This is a genomic window from Litoreibacter sp. (assembly GCF_039974535.1).
In the GTDB taxonomy this organism is placed as follows: domain Bacteria; phylum Pseudomonadota; class Alphaproteobacteria; order Rhodobacterales; family Rhodobacteraceae; genus Litoreibacter.
On sequence record NZ_JBDWIU010000010.1, the window covers coordinates 111572 to 137405 of the forward strand.

At 57.8% G+C, this 25834-nt stretch carries 24 protein-coding genes; 9 read left to right on the forward strand and 15 right to left on the reverse strand.

The window, feature by feature from the left end:
* The first annotated feature begins 13 nt into the window (after positions 1–13).
* Both ABJN86_RS08090 and ABJN86_RS08095 read left to right on the forward strand, forming a co-directional pair.
* Positions 14–1348 carry a lytic murein transglycosylase gene (locus ABJN86_RS08090; protein WP_348366168.1) on the forward strand — a complete coding sequence of 445 codons (1335 nt, stop codon included), beginning with the start codon at positions 14–16 and terminating at the stop codon, positions 1346–1348.
* A gap of 31 nt (positions 1349–1379) precedes the next feature.
* A complete protein-coding gene (locus ABJN86_RS08095) occupies positions 1380–2153 on the forward strand; it encodes an L-iditol 2-dehydrogenase (protein ID WP_348366169.1) in 774 nt (257 codons plus the stop codon).
* 4 nt (positions 2154–2157) lie between these two features.
* Here ABJN86_RS08095 and ABJN86_RS08100 read toward each other — a convergent pair whose 3' ends face one another.
* Positions 2158–3015 carry an SGNH/GDSL hydrolase family protein gene (locus ABJN86_RS08100; RefSeq protein WP_348366171.1) on the reverse strand — a complete coding sequence of 286 codons (858 nt, stop codon included), beginning with the start codon at positions 3013–3015 and terminating at the stop codon, positions 2158–2160.
* 260 nt (positions 3016–3275) lie between these two features.
* Between ABJN86_RS08100 and typA the strand changes: the two genes are divergently transcribed.
* Entirely contained in the window at positions 3276–5093 is a 1818-nt protein-coding gene (typA, locus tag ABJN86_RS08105; protein WP_348366172.1) for a translational GTPase TypA, read from the forward strand.
* A 138-nt stretch (positions 5094–5231) separates the two neighbouring features.
* Entirely contained in the window at positions 5232–5852 is a 621-nt protein-coding gene (locus ABJN86_RS08110) for a hypothetical protein (protein WP_348366174.1), read from the forward strand.
* Here the strand turns inward: ABJN86_RS08110 and ABJN86_RS08115 are convergent.
* The 8 genes from ABJN86_RS08115 to ABJN86_RS08150 all read right to left on the reverse strand — a co-directional run bounded on the left by ABJN86_RS08115 (position 5849) and on the right by ABJN86_RS08150 (position 13940).
* Positions 5849–6109, reverse strand: coding sequence for a hypothetical protein (locus ABJN86_RS08115; protein WP_348366175.1), 261 nt, complete (start codon positions 6107–6109; stop codon positions 5849–5851). The two genes, ABJN86_RS08110 and ABJN86_RS08115, sit on opposite strands and share 4 nt — an antisense overlap.
* On the reverse strand, positions 6110–7171 hold the full coding sequence (locus tag ABJN86_RS08120) for a hypothetical protein (RefSeq protein WP_348366176.1): 1062 nt from the start codon (positions 7169–7171) through the stop codon (positions 6110–6112).
* The gene (locus ABJN86_RS08125) at positions 7168–7575 is read right to left on the reverse strand and encodes a DUF4383 domain-containing protein (RefSeq protein ID WP_348366178.1); all 408 of its coding nucleotides are present in this window, start codon (positions 7573–7575) and stop codon (positions 7168–7170) included. Before ABJN86_RS08125 ends, ABJN86_RS08120 begins: the two co-directional genes overlap by 4 nt.
* 3 nt (positions 7576–7578) lie before the next feature.
* Positions 7579–9063 carry an FAD-binding oxidoreductase gene (locus tag ABJN86_RS08130; protein ID WP_348366180.1) on the reverse strand — a complete coding sequence of 495 codons (1485 nt, stop codon included), beginning with the start codon at positions 9061–9063 and terminating at the stop codon, positions 7579–7581.
* Between the two features lie 115 nt (positions 9064–9178).
* On the reverse strand, positions 9179–9973 hold the full coding sequence (gene yaaA / locus ABJN86_RS08135; protein ID WP_348366181.1) for a peroxide stress protein YaaA: 795 nt from the start codon (positions 9971–9973) through the stop codon (positions 9179–9181).
* A gap of 45 nt (positions 9974–10018) precedes the next feature.
* A complete protein-coding gene (gene recQ, locus ABJN86_RS08140; RefSeq protein WP_348366183.1) occupies positions 10019–12058 on the reverse strand; it encodes a DNA helicase RecQ in 2040 nt (679 codons plus the stop codon).
* Positions 12059–12174: 116 nt separating this feature from the next.
* Complete coding sequence (rsmD, locus tag ABJN86_RS08145) at positions 12175–12741, reverse strand: 16S rRNA (guanine(966)-N(2))-methyltransferase RsmD (RefSeq protein WP_348366185.1); 567 nt, start codon at positions 12739–12741, stop codon at positions 12175–12177.
* Positions 12738–13940 (reverse strand): FAD-dependent oxidoreductase, encoded by a 1203-nt coding sequence (locus tag ABJN86_RS08150; RefSeq protein WP_348366187.1) that lies wholly within the window; start codon positions 13938–13940, stop codon positions 12738–12740. The genes rsmD and ABJN86_RS08150 overlap by 4 nt, the downstream gene beginning before the upstream one ends.
* Before the next feature lie 78 nt (positions 13941–14018).
* Between ABJN86_RS08150 and ABJN86_RS08155 the strand changes: the two genes are divergently transcribed.
* On the forward strand, positions 14019–14507 hold the full coding sequence (locus ABJN86_RS08155) for a peroxiredoxin (RefSeq protein WP_348366188.1): 489 nt from the start codon (positions 14019–14021) through the stop codon (positions 14505–14507).
* A gap of 119 nt (positions 14508–14626) precedes the next feature.
* Here ABJN86_RS08155 and ABJN86_RS08160 read toward each other — a convergent pair whose 3' ends face one another.
* Genes ABJN86_RS08160 through ABJN86_RS08180 form a run of 5 tightly spaced genes read right to left on the reverse strand, consistent with a single transcriptional unit; the run spans position 14627 to position 20126 of the window.
* Complete coding sequence (locus ABJN86_RS08160; RefSeq protein WP_348366189.1) at positions 14627–15811, reverse strand: GNAT family N-acetyltransferase; 1185 nt, start codon at positions 15809–15811, stop codon at positions 14627–14629.
* Between the two features lie 51 nt (positions 15812–15862).
* Positions 15863–16618: a glycerophosphodiester phosphodiesterase family protein gene (locus ABJN86_RS08165; protein ID WP_348366191.1), complete on the reverse strand. Its 756-nt coding sequence runs from the start codon at positions 16616–16618 to the stop codon at positions 15863–15865.
* Positions 16615–17079 (reverse strand): RidA family protein, encoded by a 465-nt coding sequence (locus ABJN86_RS08170; protein ID WP_348366193.1) that lies wholly within the window; start codon positions 17077–17079, stop codon positions 16615–16617. Before ABJN86_RS08170 ends, ABJN86_RS08165 begins: the two co-directional genes overlap by 4 nt.
* A gap of 12 nt (positions 17080–17091) precedes the next feature.
* Entirely contained in the window at positions 17092–18393 is a 1302-nt protein-coding gene (locus ABJN86_RS08175) for an HlyD family type I secretion periplasmic adaptor subunit (RefSeq protein WP_348366195.1), read from the reverse strand.
* On the reverse strand, positions 18390–20126 hold the full coding sequence (locus tag ABJN86_RS08180) for a type I secretion system permease/ATPase (RefSeq protein WP_348366196.1): 1737 nt from the start codon (positions 20124–20126) through the stop codon (positions 18390–18392). Before ABJN86_RS08180 ends, ABJN86_RS08175 begins: the two co-directional genes overlap by 4 nt.
* 197 nt (positions 20127–20323) lie before the next feature.
* Between ABJN86_RS08180 and ABJN86_RS08185 the strand changes: the two genes are divergently transcribed.
* Positions 20324–21076, forward strand: a complete 753-nt coding sequence (locus tag ABJN86_RS08185) for a VacJ family lipoprotein (RefSeq protein WP_348366198.1) — start codon at positions 20324–20326, stop codon at positions 21074–21076.
* Entirely contained in the window at positions 21069–21662 is a 594-nt protein-coding gene (locus ABJN86_RS08190; RefSeq protein ID WP_348366200.1) for an ABC transporter substrate-binding protein, read from the forward strand. The genes ABJN86_RS08185 and ABJN86_RS08190 overlap by 8 nt, the downstream gene beginning before the upstream one ends.
* On the opposite strand, the gene ABJN86_RS08195 is transcribed toward ABJN86_RS08190, so the two are convergent.
* Entirely contained in the window at positions 21659–23875 is a 2217-nt protein-coding gene (locus ABJN86_RS08195; protein ID WP_348366202.1) for a PBP1A family penicillin-binding protein, read from the reverse strand. The genes ABJN86_RS08190 and ABJN86_RS08195 overlap by 4 nt on opposite strands.
* Before the next feature lie 256 nt (positions 23876–24131).
* On the opposite strand from ABJN86_RS08195, the gene ABJN86_RS08200 reads away from it, so the two are divergent.
* Both ABJN86_RS08200 and ABJN86_RS08205 read left to right on the forward strand, forming a co-directional pair.
* Positions 24132–24470: a P-II family nitrogen regulator gene (locus ABJN86_RS08200; RefSeq protein WP_348366203.1), complete on the forward strand. Its 339-nt coding sequence runs from the start codon at positions 24132–24134 to the stop codon at positions 24468–24470.
* A 23-nt stretch (positions 24471–24493) separates the two neighbouring features.
* On the forward strand, positions 24494–25819 hold the full coding sequence (locus ABJN86_RS08205; protein ID WP_348366205.1) for an ammonium transporter: 1326 nt from the start codon (positions 24494–24496) through the stop codon (positions 25817–25819).
* Positions 25820–25834 lie beyond the last annotated feature (15 nt).

Here is a 25834-nt window from a genome sequence, read left to right on the forward strand (position 1 = left end):
GCAGGTGTCCAAAATGAAAATTCTATGTGGTGTAGCTGCGGTATTTGCAGCGCAAATGGCGACCGCCTCGGAGCGCCCATTGGCGCGCCCCGACTTTGACGCGCAGGTGGTGCAAGCGGCATTGGTCGTGGGGCCTGCGCCCTCCCACTTGGCGGTGGTTCGCTCCAAGCGCCCCGTCGTGCGAGAAGCGGCCCCTGCGACGGCCCCTCGGGTAGAGCTGGCAGCGTCGAATTCCGAATTTTCTGGCTGGATCAAATCCTTCCGCCCCCGGGCTTTGTCCAAGGGCATCTCTGGTGCGACCTATGACAGGGCGTTCCAAGGCGTTCGCTACGACGCGGATGTGATCAAACGGGATCGCAACCAGTCGGAATTCACCAAGACCCTGTGGGATTACCTAGACACCGCCGCCAGCGACGCGCGGATTGCCAACGGGAAGAAAGCCGTCGCCAAACACCGCGCCACGCTGGATCGGATCGAGGCGAAATACGGCGTGGACAAGGAAGTCGTCGCGGCGATTTGGGGGCTCGAGAGCGCTTACGGCACGTTCACAGGCTCCAAGGATTTGATCGGCTCACTTGCGACACTGGCCTATGACGCGCGGCGCACCGAGTTCTTCGAGCAGCAGTTGATCGCGGCCTTGCAAATATTGCGGGCGGGGGATGTGGCCCCGCGCAATATGACGGGATCATGGGCCGGCGCGATGGGCCATACGCAGTTCATTCCAACGTCATACTTGGAATATGCGGTGGACTTCACCGGCGACGGCAAGCGCGACATCTGGGGCAGTGACCCGACGGACGCGCTGGCATCTACGGCCAACTATCTGGCGAAATTCGGCTGGGTGAAGGGGCAGCCTTGGGGCGTGGAAGTGCGCGTTCCATCCGGTTTTGACTACGCCATGGCCAAACGCGATGTGTTGAAGTCGCCTGCGCAATGGGGCGCGTTGGGCTTCACGGATATCAAGGGCAATGCCATCCCAAATCACGGCAAGGCGTCGATCCTGCTACCTGCGGGGGCAAAGGGTGCTGCGTTCATGATCTTCAAGAACTTCGAGGTGATCGAGCGCTATAACACCGCCGACGCCTATGTCATTGGGGTAGGGCATTTGTCGGACCGCATCAAAGGCAAGCCCGCAATCCAATCGCCGTGGCCCCGTGGGGACCGCGCGTTGAAGTTTGCGGAGCGCAAAGAGATGCAACGCCTGCTGACGGCCAAGGGCTTTGACACCAAGAAGATTGATGGCCGTATCGGGCCGTTGACGATTGAGGCTGTGCGGGGGTTCCAACGCTCCGTTGGCTTGGTGCCGGACGGATATGCGTCGCTGGATATTCTCAAGCGGCTTCGGTGAGATACATTTCAACTGGTTAAGGGCGACTAACATGAAGCGTTTGGACGGGAAGTCGGCACTGATCACGGGTGCTGCGCGCGGTATCGGGAGCGGCTTTGCGCAGGCTTATATTAATGAGGGTGCCACGGTTGCGATTGCGGACGTGAACCTAGAAGCGGCGCAGCAAACCGCAAGCGAGCTGGGCGATGCGGCCTATGCGGTGCAGATGGATGTGACCGACCAAGGCAGTATTGATGCCGCGATTGGTGCGGTCGTGGATCATGCGGGAAAGCTCGACATAGTGATCAACAACGCGGCACTTTTTGATGCCTCGCGGACTGCGGACATTACCCGTGACAGCTATGATCGGCTCTATGCGGTTAACGTGGCGGGGACGCTCTTTACCATGCAGGCGGCGGCGCGGCAGATGATCAGCCAAGGGCATGGCGGCAAGATCATCAACATGGCGTCACAGGCGGGTCGTCGGGGCGAGGCCTTGGTGGCAGTCTATTGCTCGACCAAGGCGGCGGTGATCTCGCTCACGCAATCAGCAGGGTTGGACCTGATCAAAGAAGGGATCAACGTCAACGCCATAGCCCCCGGCGTGGTGGATGGCGCGCATTGGGAACATGTGGATGCGATGTTCGCCAAGCTGGAAGGGAAACCTCTTGGCCAGAAGAAAGCGGAAGTGGAGGCGAGCGTGCCCGCAGGACGTTTTGCGGTGCCCGAGGATTTGACAGGCATGGCGGTGTTCTTGGCGTCGTCTGATGCGGACTACATCGTGTCGCAGACGTATAACGTCGATGGCGGGCAGTGGATGAGTTGATCGGCTACTTCAAAACAGACGCCATTGCTTCGCAAATTTTGGGACCGGTTGACTTCATGAACTGCCTGATCGCGGCTTCACTGGGGTGATGCGGATCAATGATCTTGCCGCTTTTGTTGCGGCGAAAATACTGTGACTTCCCCTCAATCGCGTTGCGGGTTTGTGAGGTATACCCCTTCACCAACTGGCACCTTGATCCTGCTTTCTCCAACGCTCGTTCCAAACGTGTTTGAGCGGCCATTCGCTTGTCATTTGTCTGCTTGGAAAAAACTGGCGCGGTGGTGAGCACCACACAAGGCACATCGCTGGGAATTTGTTGCAAGGTTTTGCGCACATCGGCGTCCGCAGCACTTTGGCTTTCTGACCATCTTTTCTCGGAGTTCCCAAGAAAATTCAAAACCAACAATTTCGGATGGTTGGCGGGATTTTTAAAAGCACCCTCAAAGGCGCTTTCATTGCGCGCACAATAGCGAAAACCGCGCTCTTTGCCGATCTGGATGAATTTGCGCTCAGAGTTGCCGTTGACCCCATAAACTCCAGCATTCACGCCGTATTTCTTATCAACATCACAAATTGTCCCCTTGGATGCGCCGCTGCGCGCGATCCACGAATGCAAGGATGTTGACCGGACGCCAAGGGCCAACGTGCGCGCTTTCCCAAGGTCGCTCAACTGAGCCTTGCTCATGACCGATCCGCAATGCCGATTTAGATTATCGAAGAAATCCAGATAGACGGCACCAGCACCAAAGGAAATCTGGCTATCGCCAAGAATTAAGACGTCAGGTTTTGATTGCGCGAACCCTGATGCGGGGGCGACGATTGCGAACAGAGCGAACAAAAGATGGTGGATTGATTTGGCCATATTGTGCTCACGTTTTCAATTGAGGTTAGTCATGCGGAAACCTGTGAGCAGATTATGCGGGGCAGTCACCTGCCGCAACTGCCGCCGTGGACACGCTGACATCACTTTTTAGAGTGAGTAGTCAGTCGGGCACATTCCGCAGTTGTGGCCCCATATAACCGCATTCGGCGACCCAAATTGCCGCGTTGCCGCGAATAGGCTGGCTTTTATGGGGCGGGTGCGTTAGGTCGCGCGCAAATACTCCTTACAAGGCTAGTCTAATGGACCTTCGCAATATTGCGATTATCGCTCACGTTGACCACGGCAAAACGACGCTTGTGGATGAAATGCTTAAGCAATCTGGCTCGTTCCGCGAGAACCAAGCCGTGGCCGAACGCGCCATGGACAGCAACGATCTGGAACGCGAACGCGGGATTACGATTCTCGCCAAAGCGACCTCAGTTGAATGGAAAGGCATCCGCCTGAACATCGTCGACACGCCAGGTCACGCCGACTTCGGCGGCGAGGTGGAGCGCATCTTGTCCATGGTAGACGGTGTTGTGCTGCTGGTTGACGCGGCTGAAGGCCCGATGCCTCAGACCAAATTCGTGACGTCCAAAGCGCTGGCCTTGGGTCTTCGCCCCATCGTTGTGCTGAACAAAGTAGACAAAGGCGACGCGGAACCTGACCGCGCGTTGGATGAATGCTTTGATCTGTTCGCGAGCCTTGATGCGTCCGACGAGCAGCTGGACTTCCCATCCATGTATGCCTCTGGCCGCTCCGGCTGGGCCGACATGGAATTGGACGGCCCACGCAAAGACCTGTCCGCATTGATGGACCTGATCGTTGAGCACGTGTCCCCGCCTAAGCAAATCGAGAAGCGCGACGAGCCGTTCTCCATGTTGGCAACGACATTGGGTTCCGACCCGTTCATTGGCCGCCTTCTGACGGGCCGCGTTGAAACTGGTACGCTGAAAGTTGGCGAAACGGTTAAAGCGCTGTCGCGTGACGGCACCAAGATCGAGCAATTCCGCGCCACCAAAATTCTGGCGTCCCGTGGTTTGACACAAGAGGCCATCGACGTGGCCGAAGCCGGTGACATCGTCTCACTTGCAGGCATGACCAAAGCAACCGTGGCCGACACTTTGTGCGCCGTGGATGTGGATACAGCGATCCCTGCGCAGCCGATCGATCCGCCAACCATCACCGTGACCTTCGGCATCAACGACAGCCCGCTGGCTGGCAAGGACGGCAAGAAGGTGCAGTCGCGCGTTATCCGTGACCGCCTGATGAAAGAGGCCGAATCCAACGTCGCCATCAAGATCACCGACACCCCGGGCGGCGACGCTTTTGAGGTTGCTGGTCGTGGCGAATTGCAGATGGGCGTTTTGATCGAGAACATGCGCCGTGAAGGGTTCGAGCTTTCGATCTCTCGCCCGCAAGTTCTGTTCCAAGAAATCGACGGCGTACGGCATGAGCCTATCGAAGAAGTCACCATCGACGTGGATGACGAATATTCCGGCGTTGTGATCGAGAAGCTGACAGGCACCCGCAAGGGCGACCTGACCGAGATGAAAGCCGCCGGTGCTGGCAAGACCCGCATCATCGCGCACGTGCCTTCGCGCGGCCTGATCGGCTACCACGGCGAATTCCTGACCGACACGCGCGGTACTGGCGTTTTGAACCGTGTTTTCCAAGAGTGGGCACCGCACAAAGGTGACATTCCTGGCCGTCGCGCTGGTGTTCTGATCTCCATGGAAAGCGGCGTTGCCGTGGCTTATGCGATCTTCAACCTTGAGGACCGCGGCAAGTTCTTCATCGGTAGCCAAGAAGCGGTTTACCAAGGCATGATCATCGGCGAGCACTCCCGTGAAAACGATCTGGAAGTGAACCCGTTGAAAGGCAAGAAGCTGACCAACGTGCGTGCCTCGGGTACGGATGAAGCGGTTCGCCTGACAACACCTGTGCGCATGTCGCTGGAAGAGGCGATTGCCTACATCGACAACGACGAGCTGGTTGAGGTTACCCCGAACGCCATCCGTCTGCGCAAGCGCCACCTTGACCCTCACGAGCGCAAACGCGCGTCTCGTTCGGCCTAAGCGCTGCTTTAAAATTTGTAGAAAGGCCTCGACAGAAATGTCGGGGCCTTTTTCGTTGGGGCAGGACCGTAAGCTGGTTCTTTCCAAGGGGCGTGAAATCGGGCAAGTTGGTCGGAATTGTTATGTGGAGTTTCCCTTATGTTTTTGCGCAAATTTGCCCTGATTTTGATGCTGCCTTTGAGCGCTTGTCTTGATGTTGAAGCTGACATCAAAATTGGCGAGGACGAGGTGATCACTGCCGACACCACCATGGTGTTGGGACGCCAACTGTTCGACATGCTGCAATTGGTTGGCCCGCAAGCAGAAGGCCTTTGCCCCGCAGACGCTGAACGAGTTGAAACGCCTGACAGTGTTTCGTGCAAAAGCAGCGACACATCGACCATCGACGAGGCGATTGCGGAAGCCGAAACTGCCAAGGCCGAAGACCCGTTTCTAGGCGAGATGGAGTTGGTTCGCTTGGACGACGAGCGTTTGAAACTATCCGTGCCGCTGGACTTTGAGAACATCGAAGGCAGACCGGCAGAGTTGACACCCGACAACCCGATGTTCGCGATGATGGCCAGCGGGCTTGAGGGCTCGGAGATCGTCGTGCGATTGCATGGGTTGGAGATTGAGAGCTCGAACGGTGCGATCTCCGAGGACGGAACGACAGTTGAATTGGTGATCCCCACCGTGGAGGTTTTGCAGCCCTCCGGCACCTTGCCAAAGACGTTTGAGGCGGTCGTGAAGTACCGCGATTGCGGCTTCTTGGGCTGCTAACCTTGCAGCGCCAAGCAAGTCTTCTTGCGGGCAGGTAGCACCAGTTTAGCGCCGTTTCTATAGAGGTCGCGCACGTAGTCTGGATCATCACTGCGCACGATAAACAGCCCTGGTGCGCTGCCCACAATCGCGACATTTGCAGGTATGCGCGTCCCTTTTGGGACGGCTGCTGTTGCAATCGTTCCGGTGAGCATAGCACCAAGGGCAAGGGTGAACCACGCGGTCGCTAAGGTGCATATGATCAAGAACGGGCGCATCTAATAGTCGTAGATATGCTCTAGCGAGCTAAGCTTTAACAACGGGCGAAGGCTCTCCAACTGATCGACTTTCATCGCGATCAAAACACGAGTTCTGCCGTTCGAGCCGGGCCGCTTGGTGACCGACAATATCTCCATGTGAGTGGGTAGCTTAGGGTCTTTTCTAGATTGAAGGCTGACCAAAATATCATCATTCCCCGCAATTTCGACGATACGAGCACGGTCTTGGCTGAGGGGGATAAGCAAACGTTCTACCAATTTGGTAAAGGTCCGATATCGCGGTACTTCGGCGATAATTGTGTCGCCGTCAGTTCGGATGATTGTGATCTCTGGGAAGCTTTCCAGATAGATTGGTGACGCGCCTTGGATGGCAATGCGCATGGTTAACTCATCCGCACCCAAGGCACCTGCGGCCTTGGCGATGACGCGGGCGTAGGCGGCCTTGGCTTTCCATTCGATCCCTAACGCAACGCGGCGCTCATAGGAGCGGAACCCTTCCTTGGGGGCGGCCATTAACTTGTCGTACCAGCCGTCGAAATCGTATTTGTACCACGGAACTTCTTGCAGGAAGGTGGCGTAATCCGTGGCCATCGCCATCTCGACCTTGTCCTGAGGCGAGGTATCTGAGGTCCAAGACGCAACGCGCCCGATGGTTTCTTCATAGGCGGCTTTGAACAGCATCTCGAGCGTGAAGCTGGCCCCGATAGTGTAGATCGTCAGCTTGGCGTCTGTGCCCGCCTCGCCCAACTCATCCGCCTTTTCGGTCAGCGCGCATAGGGAAGACCAGAAGCCGCTGATCGCTTGGGTATAGGGAAAGTTATGGGGGTCGGCGCGGTTCAAGACCTCTGCGTAGCCCTCGTAGGCGTAGACGATGTGCCATTCGGGGTAGGTGAGGTAGGTGCGCGCTTCCGCGCGTTGCCATGCGGGGTCGGTGATGTATTTGGCCTCCGCCTGTTCCAACGCGGTGCCACGGCACATGGTCTCCACATAGGCGATTGGCGTGGCGATTATCAGGACCAGTCCTAGCAGGAATAGCCCCGACCATTTTAACAGCCGTTTCATTTGCGCCCGAACATGGCAGCGGCAAGGGCGAAGCCGCCCAAGAACAGGTGCGGGATGTTGGCAGCGAGTTTGATCAAGAAGCTGGGGTATTCGTAAAAGCCGTAGATTAGGATGCCCGCGTCGAGGAACCCCGATCCGGTGGCGAGACCCAGTAAACCGTCGGCAAAGTAGAGTGCGCCGAAATACGTCAAGAAGATACGGCTGGCACGGTGTGAGATCAACGCAGCCGCAAGCGCCCAGAGCGCCGAGGCGACATGCAACAGATCGTCAAACACATCCAACGCGAAGATGCCGAAGGCGTAGCCCTGATCGTCGATGATGCCCGCAATGGGCAGGTAGTTCAGCGATGCCGCGATCAATAGCGAGACGAAGTAGCCGAAGGTGATGAGGCGCAGTGTGGTCATGATTTATGCCCTAACCATATAGGTGTCCCACATCGCGTGGCGGAACATGTTGGTGGGATCCATGGCGCGTTTCTTGGCCACGAAAGGGCGCAGGCCGGGGTAGGCCCTCGCCATTTGATCGGGACGCGCATGCAGGCGGTAGGGCAGGTAGTAGCTACCGCCCAAATTCAGCGTGCGGTCGATCAGTTCTTGGGTCATGCGCATCATATCTTCCTCGGCGCGGTGGGTCTTCTCCTGCGAAAATAGCATAACGCAAGCGATCCGGTCAGCAGGCGCGTAGCTGAGCCAGCTTTCCCTGTCTTGGGCGACATAGCGCAGCGTGATGTTCAGCAGCTCTTGATAACTGGACGGGATCACTTCGCGACAGGCATTAATCCAACCTGCGAATTTTTCAGGCGCAATGAAGTATTCGTGCAGGATGTCGGCACGGGTGTCATCGCGGTCATCCAGCGTGATCACCGGTTCATTCAGCAGGGTGTTGCGGGTCGTCTCCCCGTTGCCGATCCAAGGACCTAGGCCGGTTTCAAACCACCAGCGACGGTGCTTGGCGCTGTCGGAGCCAAGCTGCGCACGAAACAGGGACCGCGAGGCCTTGGCCATGGCGCCAGAGCCCGGAGCGGCAGGTAAATCGCTTTGGTTTTGAGTCGGGCGGTAGGTGACCATCAAGGCCTCTTCAAAAAAGCGGTCCTTGCTGACATCTAAGCGCCCGTATGCCATTTGCGCGCCAGTCCCGCCTTTGATGGCTTGGACGAAGCGTGGGCCGAATTCCTCGGCGTCCATCTTCTCGAAAGTCGGTTGCAGGCGCGTGTTAGCAACCATTCTGATGGTCATATCGATGATTACACCTAACAGGCCATAACCACCCATGGCCGCAAAGAAGATGTCAGCGTTCTCGTCGCGGGAGCAGCTGATAAGCGATCCATCCGCCAGCATCATGCGCAGGTTAACGACGCTGCCCCCCATGCCCGAATAGGGCACGGGCCAGCCGTGCGCGTTGACCGAGTATGTGGACGCCACCCCGAAGTCATTGTTGGATTGCATCACGGCGGGCGAGAACCCTTCCGCGTCCAGTTTTGCGATCACAGTGGACCAACGGGTGCCAGCGCCGCAGCGGTAGGTAAGCGCGGTTTTATCCAGCTCGATCCATTCATGCGACATGGTGATCGTGGTGCCCGCACGTACCATGCTTTGCCCGCCCATCGAGTGGCGCGCGGCGGAGGCAATAACGGGGCGGCCCGCGCGTTTCGCGTCTGCTAACTCTGAACGTAGGGCGTTGATCTGCGGTGTCTCGAAGCGGTCAGTTAGAGTCAGATGCTTGGCCACACGGGTAGCGGACAGCTCAGATGCGTCATTCAGCGTCAGCGGGTCAGTCACCATCCCGCCTAAAAGGCGGCCAGCGGGATCAGGCGTCGTATAATATTTGCGGGTTGCATAAGCCCCAGCCAATGCGCCCGTGCCGAGCAGGAATGCCCGTCTGGAATTGCTCATCTTCTGTCCTCTGCCCTTGTGGTTTGGCCCGTCTATTAGCCGGAAACCGGCGCGCGGGATTTATAAGGGATGTGGACAGATTAAGCGGATTCTATTCGCATAGCAAAAAGAGTCATCACGACGCCTTTTGAAATGCCTGCAGTGCGGCTTCTGTGCGCAAGAATACGGGGCGCTCGGGCGTGGAGGTGTCGGGCTGATACGCATAGCCGCCGGTGTCGAAGTCGCGGATTTGGTCCGGCTTGGTCAGGCGATTTTGGATGATGAAGCGGGCCATAGCACCGCGGGCCTTCTTGGCGTGGAAGCTGACGATTTTTGGGCCGCCCGCTTTGTCCTCGTAGAACTGTGGGGTGACCACGTTAAGGGTCAGGGCGTCAGGCTTTACCGCGCCGAAGTACTCTTGGCTGGCGCAGTTGATCAATGTGTCGGTCTGCTGCTCTTTTGCCTGCTCGTTCAGGGCTTCGCTGATGGTGCTGCCCCAGTATTCGTAAAGCGACTTGCCGCGTGGGGTTTTCAGGCGGCTGCCCATTTCCAAGCGGTAGGGTTGGATCGCATCCAGCGGCTTCAGCAGGCCGTATAGGCCCGACAAGATACGTAACTGGTTTTGGGCGAAGGCCACTTCATCTGCATCCAAGCTTTTTGCCTCGAGGCCCGTGTAGGTGTCGCCCGCGAAGATATACATCGCGGCTTTTGCGTTCTCAGGCGTGCTGGCATCTGCGAACTCACGGAAGCGATCGCGGTTCAACGTCGCGAGGTTCTCCGAGATGTGCATAAGCTTGCGCAGGTCATCCACGGACAATTCACGCGCGACTTCGGCCAAGGCGTTGGCGTCGGTTTGGAACTCCGGCAGGGTCGGGGTGACGTCTACGGCGGACATGTCCAGTTTCTTGGCAGGTGAAATCACGGTCAGCATGGGTGGTCTCCTTTGTGGCTTAGTGTAGTCGCCCGCGCCGTGGCCTCAAGAGGCTTTCAACACATTTAGGAACGCCTCACCAAAACGTTCCGCGCGGCGTTCGCCCAAAAGGCGGGTCATGGAGCTGGTGTCGCTTGGCTTCACCTCGGCCACTTTGGCAATCAGCGAAGCCGAGCAGCTAAGTGGTTTGTCATAGCCCTCCGGCCCGCGGGCAAGGTTGGCTTGGGCCTCCAGAAGCTGGTCATAAAGCGCGCCACTGTCACGCCCCGCCAATTTGCGGCGGCTTGGGTGCAGCTCTGGTGCGGGGGCGCCGTTGATGACCTCTAAGAAGGCCGCGCCAAAGCTCTCCAGCTTCTTGGCCCCTACGCCCGAGATGCGGGCAAATTCGTCCAGTGTGCTGGGGCGGGTTTCGGCCATCTCTATCAGGGTTTTGTCGTTGAAGATCACATAGGCGGGCGCACGGGCGGCTTCGGCGAAGGCGCGGCGTTTGGCCTTGAGCGCGGAGAGCAGCGGCGCGTCCTCCTCCGAGACCAGCGTTTTCACGGCGGGCCGATTGGCCCCCTTGCGGATGGTGTCCTTGCGCAGGGTGATCGTGGCCTCGTCGCGCAAGATGGGGCGTGCGTTTTGGGTCATGCGAAAGGCTCCGTGGCGCGACGGGTCGGGGCGGATCAAGTCGCGTCCCATCATTTGGCGAAACACCGCTTGCCAGCCCCGTTTGTCGTATTCGCCACCGATCCCGAAGGTTGGCAGCTCGTCGTGGCCGCGGGCCTTCACCTTGTCGGTGGAGTTGCCCAAGAGGATGTCGATCAAATGGCCCGCGCCGAAGTATTCGCCTGTGCGCAAAATTGCTGACAAGGCTTTACGTACGGCAACCGTGCCGTCGAAGGTTTCAGGCGCCTTCTCGCACAGATCGCAGTTGCCGCAGGTGATGTCGGTGTCGCCGAAGTATTCAAGCAGCGGCTTGCGGCGGCATTCCAACGCCTCCGCCAAGCCGAGCAGCGCGTTCAGGCGGGCGTGGTCGGCGGCCTTGCGGTCGTCGGGCGCTAGGCCCTCGTCGATTTGCTGGCGGCGGTAGCGGATGTCGTCGGGGCCATAGAGCGTCAACGTGTCGGCGGGTGTGCCATCGCGGCCCGCGCGACCGATTTCTTGGTAGTAGCCTTCGACGGATTTGGGCAGGTCCGCATGGGCGACCCAGCGGATGTCGGGTTTGTCGACGCCCATGCCAAAGGCAACCGTGGCGACCACCACAAGCCCGTCTTCTTGGGAGAAACGCCGCTCCACCTCGCGGCGGTCCTCGGGGTCCATGCCACCGTGGTAGTGGCAGGCCGAATGCCCCGCCTCGCGCAGGGCTTGCGCCAAGGTTTCGGTTTTGGCGCGGGTGCCGCAGTAAACGATGCCGGATTGGCCCTTGCGGGCATTGGCGAAGTCCAGAATTTGGCGGCGGGGGCCGTCTTTGACCTCAAACGACAGGTTCAGGTTGGGGCGGTCGAAGCCTTGCATGAAGGTCTCGGGCCGTTCCCCGTCGAACAGGCGCGTGACGATTTCTTCGCGGGTTTCGGCGTCTGCGGTGGCGGTGAAGGCGGCGAGTGGCACGTCCAAGGCGCGGCGCAACTCGCCGATGCGCAGGTAGTCGGGGCGGAAGTCGTGGCCCCATTGGCTGACGCAATGCGCCTCGTCCACGGCAATCATGGAGCAGTTCGCGCGGCTTAGCATATCGCGGGTGCCGCCGGACGCGAGGCGCTCTGGTGCGATGTAGAGCAGCTTTAGCGTGCCGCCCCGAAGGGCGTCGAAAACCTGATCCGTTTCCTCACCCGTGTTGCCGGAGGTGAGTGCGCCAGCCGAGACACCGGCCGCACGCAAAGACCGGACCTGATCGCGCATCAAGGCAATCAGCGGCGAGATCACCACCGTTAGGCCGTCGCGGGCAAGGGCGGGCAGTTGAAAACACAATGATTTGCCGCCGCCGGTTGGCATGATGGCGAGGGTGTTTTTGCCTGCGCAAACCGCGTCCACAATCTCGCGCTGACCGGTGCGGAATTCGTCGAATCCAAAGATTTCGGCCAGCAGCTTTTGCGGGTCAGTCATGAAGTGTGCGCCTGTTTTGGTCGTTTGCTCGATTTTCGGTGAATCTTCCATATATTGCACAAGCTAACAATCCCCTAGCCGTGGCAATTGGGGTCGCTGAGGGCCGTATCTTGTTTCTAGCCCGCGGCGGGTTCCAAGAACGTGATATGGGTCGAGCCGTATTTCTTGTGCTCTAGGACGGTGAAGCCTTCGGGCGCGTTCTGGGGGGCCTCTTCCTCCCAAACGATCAACGCGTCCTTTGATATCCAGCCTTGGTTCTTGGCGCAAATCAGGGCCTTCGCGCCTAGATCCTTGCCGTATGGAGGGTCCAGAAACACCAAGTCGAAAGCTTTGTAGGGGTTTTCGGGCAGGCGGGTCGCGTCCCACGTCAGGGCGTTGGTCACTTCGCCCGCACGCAGTTTGGCGATGTTCTTGATGAGCAGCTTGTAGCCCGCGCGGCCCTTCTCGATAAAGCATACTTGCGTCGCACCACGCGACAAAGCCTCAAGCCCCAACGCGCCGGTGCCTGCAAATAAGTCCAACACCCGCGCGCCGTCCAATGGGTCGCCGTAGCGCCCCCCGCCCAGCACGTTGAACAGGCTTTCACGAATGCGGTCGGTGGTGGGGCGCAGGTGCGCGGCCTCGTCGCCCTTGCCTACGGGCGTGAGGGCAACCGAGCGATGAATACCACCGATGATCCTCACTTTAGTAGGCTTTTCATGTCGGTTTCGGGCCGGACGACCAAGTCGGGGCAAGGGCTTTTGCCTGCTGCGATAAGGCGCTTGGCGATCATGAAGTTGCGCGGATCATTCATGGCGTCGACGGCCAACAATCTATCCCCTTTGTAGTACCAGTAGGACACGGCGTCCTCGACGTGGCGCACGGCGATCTTGTCGTAGCCGGTGTTCAGGCCCGCGATTTGCAGCTTCACGTCATATTGGTCGGACCAGAACCACGGCATCGGCACGTATTCTTTGGCGTCGCCCATCATGTTCTGGGCCACAAGTTCGGCCTGCTCGATGGCGTTTTGGACGCACTCAAGTCTGATGCGTTCGCCTTGCCACGGGAAGGACGCGCAATCTCCGGCGGCCCAAATACTTGGATCGGACGTGCGGCCATGGGCGTCTGTTTCAATCCCATTCTCAGTAGCCAACCCAGCTTTTTTCGCCAATGCGTCGCCCGGGGTTACCCCAGTGCCGACGACTACCAAATCAACCTCCAACTCGCTGCCATCGGTCAGACGCGCGCTTTTGACGTGGCTTTCGCCCAACAGGCGTTCGAGCCCCACGCCTTCGCGCATATCGACGCCGTGTGCCTCGTGTAGCTTGCGGAAGTAGCCAGCGGTCTCAGGGGCGGCGACACGCTTGAGGATGCGGTCGGCCATTTCAATCACGGTGACCTCAAGCCCCATCTTGGATGCAACAGCGGCAGCCTCCAGCCCGATATAGCCGCCACCGATGATCAAGGCGCGTTTGCCTGGTGCCATGTCGGCGCCCATCGCATCAACATCGTCAAGGCTGCGCACAACATGCACGCCGTTCAAGGCCCCGCCAATATCGGCGGGCAAATGGCGCGGGTTGGATCCGGTGGTCAGGGCCAGTTGGTCATATTTCAGGGTCTCGCCCGCAATGCTTATGGTTTTGGCGGTGGGATCGATGCCGGTTACAGGTGATCCAAGGCGAAGGGTGATGTTTTGGTCGGCGTAGAACTGTTCGGGACGCAAAAACAGGCGCTCTTTTTCCATCTCGCCCAGCAAATACGCTTTGGAAAGCGGGGGGCGTTGGTAGGGGGGCACGGATTCCGCGCCAATAAGGGTAATTTCGCCGTCAAAACCAGAATTGCGCAACTTAGCGGTGAGCGATGATCCAGCCTGTCCCGCACCGATTACAATTATATGGCTCATTTGGACTGCCTTCTTCTGGTCTATCGTTGGGGGGAACCTATATGCATGAGTAACCAAAATTCAATCAGGGAAAATAACATGGCCATTTCAACCGGTGATACACTGCCAGACGTAACATTTACTCGCCTTGGTGCAGAGGGGCCTGAGGCGGTTTCGCTTGCAAGGCTGAGCAAGGGCCGCAAGGTCGTTATCTTTGCAGTTCCAGGGGCTTACACTCCGACGTGCCACTCTGCTCACGTGCCTAGCTTCATTCGTACTAAGGGTGATTTCGATGCGAAAGGCGTGGATGAAATTATTTGCGTCTCCGTCAACGACCCCTTCGTGATGAAGGCGTGGGGCGAAGCGACTGGGGCCAGTGATGCTGGCCTGACAATGCTGTCGGATGCGGGCTCCGAGTTCACGAAGGCTATTGGTATGGACTTCGACGCGCCACCTGCGGGCCTGATCGCACGCTCCAAGCGCTATGCGATGTATGCCGAGGATGGTGTGGTGAAGGTGTTCCAGGCCGAAGAAAACCCCGGCGTGTGCGAGGTTTCGGGCGGCGAGGCGCTGCTGGAAAGCATCTAAAAGAAGAAGGCCCTACCGGTTTGGTGGGGCCTAAACTAACCACATCTATATGGGGCAGGGCTGCTCTTTAAGCTATTCACAGCGTGATCCCTATTTCCGGTTCAGCCCCGCCATTCGTGTCAGGGATCAACCTCGGTGCCCGTCTTTTTGAACGGTCCGTATTCCGTCATGATTTCGATGTCTTCATCGATAGCGGCGCGTTCCGCGTTCAAGAACTGTTGCACCGCGTCGCTGAAACCATCGTCGGCGATCCAGTGTAGGGAATGGGTGGCGACGGGTAAGTAGCCACGAGCCAGTTTATGCGCGCCTTGTGCGCCAGCCTCGACGCGGGTCAGGCCATTGGTGATCGCCCAGTCGATGGCTTGGTAGTAGCACAGCTCGAAGTGCAGGCAGGGATGATCCTCAAGGCAGCCCCAGTAGCGGCCATAAAGCGTGTCGCGCCCGATGAAGTTCAGCGCCCCTGCGATGTAGTGCCCGTCGCGCTCTGCCAGCAACAACAGCATGTCATCCTTTAGGGTTTCTTGCGCCTCGTCAAAGAAGGCACGAGTCAGGTAGGGGGTGCCCCATTTGCGTGCGCCTGTGTCTTGGTAGAACTGCCAAAAGGCGTCCCAATGTTCGGGCTGGATTTGGTCGCCAGTTAGCGCGTGAATAGTGCCGCCAAAGTCCAAGGCTTGCGCCCGCTCGCGGCGGATATTTTTGCGTTTGCGCGCGGACAGGGAGCCAAGGAAATCGTCAAAGCTGGCGTAGCCGTCCGACACCCAGTGAAACTGCTGGCTGACCCTTGGCATTAGGCCCATTTGCGCGCCGGCCTTGGCCTCGTCTTCCGTACAAAAGGTTATGTGCAGGGAGGAGACGTGATTTTGTGCGGCCAATTGTACCGCGCCCTGCACCAAGGCGGATTGGGCGATGCTCTCATGCTCGGGTTTGACCAACAGCCTGCGCCCTGTGGCGGGCGTGTGGGGCACGGCGAGTTGCAGCTTGGGGTAGTAATTGCCACCTGCGCGCTCAAACGCATCCGCCCAGTTGTGGTCGAAGATGTATTCGCCCTGAGAGTGGTTTTTGGCGTAGAGCGGGGCCGCGCCGATCATTTCGCCATCTAGACGGGCCAATAGGTACTGTGGTTGCCAACCCGTCCCCCTGCCAACGGAGCCGGAGCGTTCCAACGCGAGCAAGAACCGGTGGGTGGTGAAAGGGTCGATGGGGCGGCCCTCAGCGTCTTCGGGGCAAGCGCAGGCGTCCCAATCGACGGCGTCGACTTGGGATAGACTGGAAATTACGCTGATCTCGACCTGTGCGTCGCTCATGTTATCGGGCCCACCCTGCATGGACTAAAGATGGGCTTTTATGGTGAGAGGTCAAGCTGGGGTGAACCCCTCGAAGGTAATGTTATTCGCCACGCTGGCTGCCGAGTCGGCTTGGACTTGAGACTTGACGGTCCAACACAGCACGTCCGCCCCTTGCTTTTTCAGCTCCGCCACGCGCGGGCGAGACAGGTCTGCCACTGAATGAGATATGAACGATGCTTGGCAGGCCTCATAATCTGGGATGCCACGCAAGCGATCAAGGATCTTTTCGGGTAACGGCGCCCAGTTTTTCGGCCTAAAAGCGCCAGTTACCAATCCGCGCGGGCGCTCAGGCGCCAATTCGGCCATATGGGTGACGGAATGCGGATTAAACGACATCACGGCGGCGTCCCCTTGATAGCCCTTTAGGGCATCTGCGACGGCTTTCTCCAACGGGCCGATGTTTGGCCCCATCGCGCCATCTTGGTCCTTTATCTCGATCAACACAGGCACGCGGCCGTCGATCAGTTCCAAAACGGCGGGAAGGTCAAAAATGGTATCGCTGCTATTTTTCAGCGTCATACCCTGCACCGTCTTGGTGGTCCGGATTTGGATTGGACCGCGTTCGCCAGTGAGGCGGGCCATGTCGTAGTCATGAAAGACCATGGCTTGGGCGTCGGACGACATTTGGACGTCCAGCTCAATGCCATAGCCCGCGTCTATGGCGGCTTGGAAAGCCGACATAGAGTTTTCAATCACGCCCTTGGATCTGTCGTGCAAACCGCGGTGCGTGATGGGGCGGGTGAAGAAGGTGGCTGGTAGCTTCATGGTTTGATCTGGAAGATACCTTCGATCTCAACAGCTACATTGAATGGCAACGCACCTGCGCTCACGGCGGAGCGGGAGTGCTTCCCAGCGTCGCCCAAGGCTTCGACCAAGAAATCAGACGCGCCGTTGATGACTTTAGGCTGGTCTACGAAGTCAGAGGTGGAGTTGACGAAGCCGGTTAGCTTCACAACACGGACGAGGCGGTCCAAGTCACCACCGCAGGCAGCCTTCAGTTGTGCCAGAAGGGAGATTGCACATGTGCGCGCGGCGACGGCACCTTCCTCGGCGGTTAGGTCTGCGCCGACTTTTCCTGTGATGAAGCCATCGTCGTTTTGGCTAATCTGACCGGACACATAAACGGTGTCGCCGACGATGACGCTGGGAACATAGTTGGCAGCAGGTGCAGGTGCATCAGGAAGGGTAACGCCCATTTCGGCGAGGCGGGTTTCGTAATTTGACATAAGGATCTCCGTTCAGGTCTCGCGGAAGGCGCGATTGAAGTAATCCGTAAAAGGTTTCAGAAGATATGTCATCGGTGATCTGTCCGCGGTGCGAATGAAGCCGTCAACGGGCATGCCCGGAACAAGATCGATGTCGCCCAAGCGGGCCATCTCGCCTTCTTTCAGGGTCATCTCAATGCGGTAGAAACTGCGGCCTGTGGCATCGTCGCGAAACGCATCGCCGGAGACCGATGAAACGGTGCCAAAAACCTCGGGCGTGGTGCGTGCATCAAAGGTCGAGAAGCGGAGTGTCACGTCTTGGCCAAGGAAGACTTCATCCACGTGGATGGGTTCCACTTCGCCTGTGATGACCATGGGGCGATCTTGCGGCACGATGAACATCAAAGCATCTGCGGGTTGGATCACGGCGCGTTCGGCAAAAACGGTCAGACCGAAGATCAAACCGGACACGGGCGCGGTGATCTCTAAGCGAGATAAGCGATCTAGTAATGACAGGCGTTGTTCCCGTAGCTCAAATTCACGGTATTGCAGGTCGCGAAGCTGAGTAATGGCCTCCTCCTTGCGCTGGGTGTCGAGGCTTAGGATTTCCAAGTCGATCTCGGTTATGCGCCCTTCGCTTTCAGCGGTGGAGGCGGCAAGCTCCCCCACAGTGCCGCGCAGTCGAGCGTCTTCGCGGCGCAGGGCCAAGACGCGGCTGGCTTGGGCCAGGCCCTTGTCCAGCAAGTCCTGCTGCGCGTCCAGTTCTTGTTCCAACAAGGCAAGTTGCGTTTCCAACGCTTGTTGCTGGGCACGAACCCCGTCGACCTGATTGCCGATCTGGCTTTTGCGTTTTTCCAGCTGTTCAATGGACTGGCGGGCGGAGTCTTTGCGGGTTTCAAACAGACGTTGCTGGCCGTCGATCAGTTCTTGAAGCTGTGGGCGGTTTATCGCGGACTCAACCAAAAGCGGGTCAAAGGTGATTTCAGTTGCGTCGTCACGTTCGGCCTTAAGTCGGCCATTGCGCGCGACGAATTCAAACAATTGCCCCTCAACGATCAGGAACTCTGACCGCAGGCGTGTGGCATCTAGACGGATTAGCACATCGCCTTTTGCGACCCGTGCTCCTTCGCGCACGGAGACTTCTGCCACCACGCCGCCATCTGGGTGTTGAAGAACCTGCCGGTTCTGATCAACTTCAATCTTTCCGGGCGCTATGATGGCGCCCGCGATGCTGGATTGAATGGACCAGACGCCAAATCCGCCAAGCAAGATAAAGAGAGAAAGAACGCCAATCCAGACGGGTTTTCTGGCGGACCACTTATCGGCATTGCTCATGTCACGCCTCCGGGCTTTTTGGTTTTGGTGATGTTTTTGTGGTTGGCTACGGTATTCTTGAGCACCTCGTCTCGTGGGCCAAAGGCGCGGCGTTGCCCTTGCTCCAATACCATGAGCAGCTCGCATTCCGTGATCGCGGAGGGGCGGTGGGCCATGATGATGACGGAGCCACCTTCAGACTTCATTGTCCGGATGGCATTATTGAGTGCCGCGGACCCATCATTGTCTAAGTTTGAATTCGGCTCGTCCAACACCAGCAACACAGGGCTTCCAAACAATGCGCGGGCCAAGCCGATGCGTTGCAACTCTCCGCCAGACAAGCGGCCGCGTGTGTTTGAGATCGGCGTGTCGTAGCCTTGGGGTTGGCGCAAGATCAAGTCGTGCGCATCCGCCTTTTGCGCTGCCTTGATGATGTCAGCGGGGTCGGCGTCGCGCCTTAGGCGTGCGATATTTTCGCCGATGGTGCCGTCAAATAACGTCACCTTTTGCGGCAGGTAACCGATGTGCCCGCCCAAGGCGTCTGGCTCATATTGGTCCAACGCAGCGCCGCCTAAGCGTATCTTGCCACCTGCAGTCGGCCAGATGCCAGTGAGCGCTTTGGCCAGCGTGGACTTGCCTGCCCCAGATGCTCCGATTATGCCCATAGCTTGCCCCGCAGGCAGCTCGAATGAGATCATGCGCAAGGTGGCTTGCTTCTCGCTAGGGGGGATGACGGTCACTTGTTCGCCGCGTAAATCTGCCTTGGGTCGCGGCAATGGGGTGCGTGGTGGTAGGTTCGCGACTTCGGTCAGCAGGGCTTGTAGGCTTTGCCAGCCGGATGAGGCGCGTTGGACCAACGCCCATTGACCGATGGCCATTTCTATCGGCGCGAGCGCGCGGCCCAACAAAATAGACCCGGCGATCATGGCGCCAGCGGTCATTTCATTCTGCAACACGAGATAGGCGCCAAGGCCTAACATGGCTGATTGCAAGAATAGCCTGAGTGTCTTGGTGGTTGCTGTCACGCCCCCTGCGCGGTCGGACTTCTGCATCGTATGGAATAGGGAATCGGAGCGGAATTTTTGCCAGCGGTCAAAGCTGGCTTCACGCATGCCAAGCCCCGCGATGACCTCGGTTTCGTCCATGATCTCGTCGGACAGGCGGTTGGCTTGCAGGCCTGTTAGCCCCGCTTCCAATTGGGGCTGACGGGTGACGCGTTGATTTATTAGGGCCAGAACGACCAACAAAGCACCGCCAGCAACAGCTAGAAAGCCGAGCCATGGATGGAAGATGAAAATCGCGGCAAAGAAGAACGGGGTCCAAGGCATGTCAAAGAAGGCCAGCAGGGCGGGCGAGGACAGTAAGGATTGAACGGCTTCCAGATCGCGAAGACCGGTGTTGTTATCGCCTGATTTAGGGGAGAAGTTCGACTTGCGCAGCATGGCGGAGAACACGCGGCGGTCCAGTTTTCCCTGAAATCGCGCCCCGATCCGCGCAAGGATGCGGCCACGCGCGTAGTCCAGAATGCCCATCATGGCGTAAAGGAATACGACAAGGATCGATAGGGCGACCAGTGTTTCCTCTGATCTAGATCCCAAAACGCGGTCATAGACCTGCAACATGTAGAGCGGGCCTGTGAGCATCAGCAAGTTTACAAAAATACTAAACACGAACGCCGCGATGAACAGCGGGCGGCTCTCGCTGCGTGCGGCGACAAGCTCGGCTTTGCCTTGGTAATTTTTCTCTCGTCTCATGTGGCGGATTTTAATCCCATTTTTGGCTCCAATTGCCACGATTGCTCTCATGAACCGTGAGTAAGGGTAGATGAATGTGCCTTTATGCACTCAATCTTCAAAAGATTGAGAGGATGTTACTTGAACATCTAGTGCTTTGCCACATCTGCTAATATAGCGTTTCATCCGACGATTTAGATGACCCTAATGGGGGAAGAATGGCAAGATTGATTCAAGCTTTGGGCCTGCGCATGAGCGTAATTCCACTGGTGCTGGTTTTAGCTGGCTGTACAGCCGCGCCAATTGGCGTCGGCGTTAATGATCCTATTGAGGAGCAGAACCGTAGCACCCATGCTATCAACCGTTCGCTCGACCGCGCCTTTGTCGGTCCCGCCTCCCAAGGGTATGGAACGATTATCCCCAAGCCTGTGCGCAAGGGGGTGTCGAATTTTGCGTCGAACCTGAACCTACCAGGGCAGGTGCTTAACAACATATTGCAGTTCCGTATTGAGGACGCTGGCCACAACACATTCCGCTTCCTTGTGAACACAACCTTCGGGTTTGGTGGTTTGTTGGATGTCGCGACCGATGCTGGTCTGGAGAATCGTTTTACCGACTTTGGCGAAACCTTGCATGTTTGGGGCGCGCCTGAGGGGGCGTATCTGGAGTTGCCTTTGGTTGGTCCATCTACGGAACGCCATGCCGCGGGGCGTGTTGTCGACTTGCTGCTGAATCCGTTGAACTTTGGCACCGAAGGTGCGTTGCGCGCAGCGGGAACCGGCGCAAGTGTCGCTGCACGCTTTGGTGATCGCTACCAGTATTCCGATCTGGTAGATTCGGTCTTATATGAAAGTGCAGATAGCTACGCGCAGGCGCAGCTTCTATACTTGCAAAACCGACGCTTCACGCTGTCTCGCGGGGAGCAGGCGGACTTCGAAGACCCATATGAGGAAGTTTTTGGTGATGAATAATTTGTTTTCCCGTCGCGCGTTTGTCGCGGCAATTGCTGCGACGACACTGCCGCTCCCTGCCTTTGCCCTGACGGGCTCTACCGCTGAGAAGCTGGTCGATGCGGCGGTTGGTGACATCAACAAAATTATCGCGTCCGGGAAATCCGCGAACGCCATGCAACGCGACTTCCAGCGCGTGTTTGAACGCTACGCCGACGTGAATATCATCGCGCTCACCACGCTTGGCCCTGCACGCCGCAGTGCCAGCAAGGCGGAGATCAACGCATATGTGAAGGCTTTCAAAGGCTATTTCACCCGCAAATATGGCAATCGTTTCAACGAGTTCGTTGGCGGTAAGATCATTGTCGAAGGCTCTCGCAAGTCCAAAAGCAACATTGAAGTTCGGTCCACCGCGAAGCTGCGCGGCTCTGCGCCGTTCAAGGTGTCTTGGTTGGTGTCGGACAAATCTGGCCAGCCAAAGATCTTCAATATCATCATTGAAGGTGTGAACACGCTGACGTCAGAGCGCGCCGAGATTGGCGCGATGCTGGACAAACGTCGCGGCGACATCGGCAAGTTAACGGCAGATCTTAACAAGCTGAGTTAATTGCCGAAGAGACTGCCGATTAGTTTGCCTACATCACGGATGATCTGGTCGGCGACATTTTCCACATCTTGCTGACGCTGCGTATTGCGGTTGTTCCCATTGTTCCCACGTGGGGCCTGCGCCACTTGCGGTTGTTGAACCGGCTCTGGCGCGGTCACGCGTGGTGGGTTCGCAGGACGGATTCGCGGCAGTGGCTCAGCGGGTAGGCCTGCTGTCACCCGCGTCATTGTCTCTTTCCAGATGTCTGCAGGCAATCCTCCGCCGGTCACGTCGTTAAGCGGGGTGTTGTCGTCGTAACCCATCCAAACGCCCACCACATACTGCGCGGTGAACCCGATGAACCACGCGTCTTTTGCGGCGTTGGTGGTGCCGGTTTTGCCTGCAGCTTCGCGGTCGCCTAGTTTGGCGCGTCGGCCTGTGCCGTCTTCGACAACGCGGTACATCATGTAGGTCAGTTGTTGGGCTGCGCTCTCGGAAATCACGCGGTCGCCGTAACCGCCGCCTTGGCCGAACAGCGCCTCTTGGTCGCCTTTAAGGCGTAGGTCGCGGATGCCGTAGGGCGAAACTGCGCGGCCACCGTTCAGGATGCCTGCGTAAGCGCCGGTCATTTCCAGCAAAGTGCTTTCTGATGCACCAAGTGCGAGTGCTGGGCCTTTGGCCAGCTCATTGTCGATGCCAAAAGCTTCGGCGACGCGGCGCACGTTGTCGCGGCCGACCTCTTCGGACACTTTAACCGCAACGGTGTTGATGGATTGCGCCAAGGCGTCTGTCAGAGTCATGTCGCCTTTGAATGAACGGGTGTAGTTCTCTGGGCACCAGTTGCCGGAGCCTGGGGAGTTAACACAGACCTTCGCGTCTTCAACCACGGAGTCGTATTGGAACCCCAAATCCATCGCGGCGGCATAAACGAACGGTTTAAAGGCTGAGCCCGTTTGACGTTTGGCCTGCACGGCGCGGTTAAATGCGCCGGATACTTTGGCTTGGCGTCCGCCGACCATTGCGCGCACGGCCCCGTCAGGGGACATAACCACAATGGCCGCCTGTGCTTTGGAGCCTTCGCGCACCTTATTCTCAAAGATGAAATCCAATGCGTCTTCGGCAGATTTTTGCAAGCGGGTGTCGAAGGTGGACCGGATCATCACATCTTCGGTCGTGTCCTTGGCTAAGAAGTCGGGGGCAGTGTCCATGACCCAATCCACGAAATATCCGCCAGCGCGGTCTTGGGCGGCTTTGGACAGGGTGGCAGGGGCCACGTTCGCGGCAACCTCGTCAGCCGATGATATGTAGTCTTGCTCGCGCATGAGCTTCAAAACCGTGGCCGCGCGGTCTTGGGCGCGTTGCAGGTTGTTGGTTGGGGAGTAGACCGACGGTGCCTTCAGTAAACCTGCCAGCATGGCGCCTTCTGGTACGCTGACCTCAGAGGCATGTTTGCCAAAGTAGATTTGCGATGCAGCCTCAAATCCACGGGCCCCGCCGCCCAGATAGGCGCGGTTCAGGTAGATCGAGAGGATATCGTTCTTGGAGTACTTGGCCTCCATCGCCAGCGCGTAAAGCGCCTCTTTGCCTTTGCGGGCCAAGGTGGTGCGGCGGCAGTCAGCTTCGTACTCGGTTTCGTTCTTCCATCTCTTTGGGTCGAAACTCACCCCAAGGCACAGTAGCTTGGCGGTTTGTTGCGTCAGGGTCGAGCCGCCGTGACCTTTCCAAGGTTTGCGGCCTTCGCGCATGTTGATGCGCATCGCGGATGCGACGCCGCGTGGCGAGATGCCCACGTGCCAGAAGAAACGTTTGTCCTCGGTCGCGACCACCGCGTTCTTCAATGCAGGTGCAACGGATTCTGCGCGCACGGCACCGCCAAAGTTGTCGCCGCGCCATGAGAAGACGACGTTCTCGCGGTCCAGCAAGGTAACCGAGCCACGTGTCCGCCCGTCTAGCAAAGTCTCAACCGGGGGAAGTTGTGCGTAGGTATAGGCAACGGCAGCCGCGAGCAGGATTGCCCCAACGGCGGTGATCCGCCACGTGAGGCGCCAAATCAGGCGCAAGGTCCACACAAACGGGAACAAGAGCCAGCCGATGAGGCCGCGTTTCTTGGGCGCAGCCTTGCGCTTGGCCACCCGCTTTTTGGGTTTGGCCTTTGGTTTCGGTTTTGCTGCGGGCGCTTTGCTATAGCGCTTATCGGCCACCAAGGTGGGCTTTTTACGTCCGGAGTTGCTCATGTACCTGCGCTTCAAGGCTGCTTTTTGTTGAGTTCAATATAGAGGGTGAAGCGACGGATGTGGAGGGGAAGTCCTAAAAGGATTGATCCCTGTGCCGCTCATAAATTAAGCAGCGGCTAAAATTTGTGCAAAAAAATATGACGTGGGGCGGCTGTCCGCCCAAAAACAAGGCCAGAATCGTTGCTGCCGCCTACGTCACGAACTGATCTATCCGCAGACTTGCTCCGAAATGGGGGCGAAATCGAAGGGGAAGACAGTGAAACTGATCATTGCAGCAATTAAGCCGTTCAAACTGGAGGAAGTCCGCGAAGCGCTGACATCCATCGGCGTGCGCGGAATGATGGTAACGGAAGTTAAGGGCTTTGGCTCTCAATCCGGCCACACCGAAATCTACCGCGGCGCGGAATACGCCGTGAACTTTGTACCCAAGGTGAAGCTGGAAATCGCTGTTTCCGCCGCCATGGCTGACCAAGTGGTCGAGACAATCGCGTCCACAGCAAAAACCGACAAAATCGGCGACGGCAAAATTTTCGTGCTCGACGTGACGCAAGCCGTCCGTGTGCGCACAGGCGAAACGAACGAAGACGCGCTGTAAGCGCTGCAAGGGGAACTACACAAATGACACTCTCAAAAACATTACCCATCGTTGCTGCGCTGACCGCGTTGCCAACCATGGGTCTCGCTCAAGACGCGGAGGTCCTCCCGGTTTCCTCCGAGGTGGGCTTCATCTTTAATACATTCATGTTCCTCGTGGCGGGCTTCCTCGTCTTCTGGATGGCGGCTGGTTTCGCTATGTTGGAAGCAGGTTTGGTGCGTTCCAAGAACGTGGCTATGCAGCTGACTAAGAACATTGCGTTGTTCTCGCTGGCGGCGATTGCTTACTACCTGATCGGTTACAACCTGATGTACCCGGGCGACGGTTGGACAATCGACGGCATCCTTGGTGCGTTCTCCACGGCAGGCCTCGAGCCAGTTGGCCTAGAAGGTGCTGAGCCAGACCTGACATATGCGTCGGTTGGTTCCGACTTCTTCTTCCAGTTGATGTTCTGCGCGACAACAGCGTCGATCGTTTCGGGCACATTGGCCGAGCGCATCAAACTGTGGCCTTTCTTGTTCTTCGTGATCGCGTTGACAGCATTCATCTACCCAATCCAAGCCTCTTGGAAATGGGGCGGCGGTTTCTTGGACGGTATGGGCTTCCAAGACTTCGCGGGTTCCACTGTTGTGCACTCCGTTGGTGGCTGGGCTGCTTTGGCTGGCGCGCTGACCCTTGGACCACGTATCGGTAAATACAAAGAAGGCCGCACGGTTCCATTCATGGGTTCCAACTTGCCTTTGGCGACATTGGGTACATTCATCCTGTGGCTCGGTTGGTTCGGCTTTAACGGCGGCTCCCAGCTGTACATGAACACAGCAGGCAACGTGGCCGACATCAGCCGCATCTTCTCGAACACTAATACGGCTGCTGCCGGTGGTGCGATCGCTGCGCTGATCTTGACACAGCTTCTGTACAAGAAGGTCGACCTCACGATGGTACTGAACGGCGCACTGGCCGGTCTGGTGTCCATCACGGCTGAGCCGCTGACACCATCCTTGGGTGCGGCAACTCTGATCGGTGCTGTTGGCGGTGTAATCGTGGTCTTCGCGGTTCCATTCCTCGACAAGCTGAAAATTGATGACGTGGTCGGTGCGATCCCTGTTCACCTGTTTGCAGGTATCTGGGGCACAATCGCTGTTGTACTGACAAACCATGGCGAGACGACAAGCATCGGCACACAGCTTTATGCGATCCTTGTGGTTGGTATCTTTACCTTCGTGGTCTCTGGCGCAATCTGGTTCATCTTGAAGATGACTGTCGGTATCCGCGTCACTGAGGAAGAAGAAGTTCAAGGTCTCGATATGGCCGAGCTGGGCATGGAAGCTTACCCAGAGTTCACCAACTAATCGTTGAGCTTACAA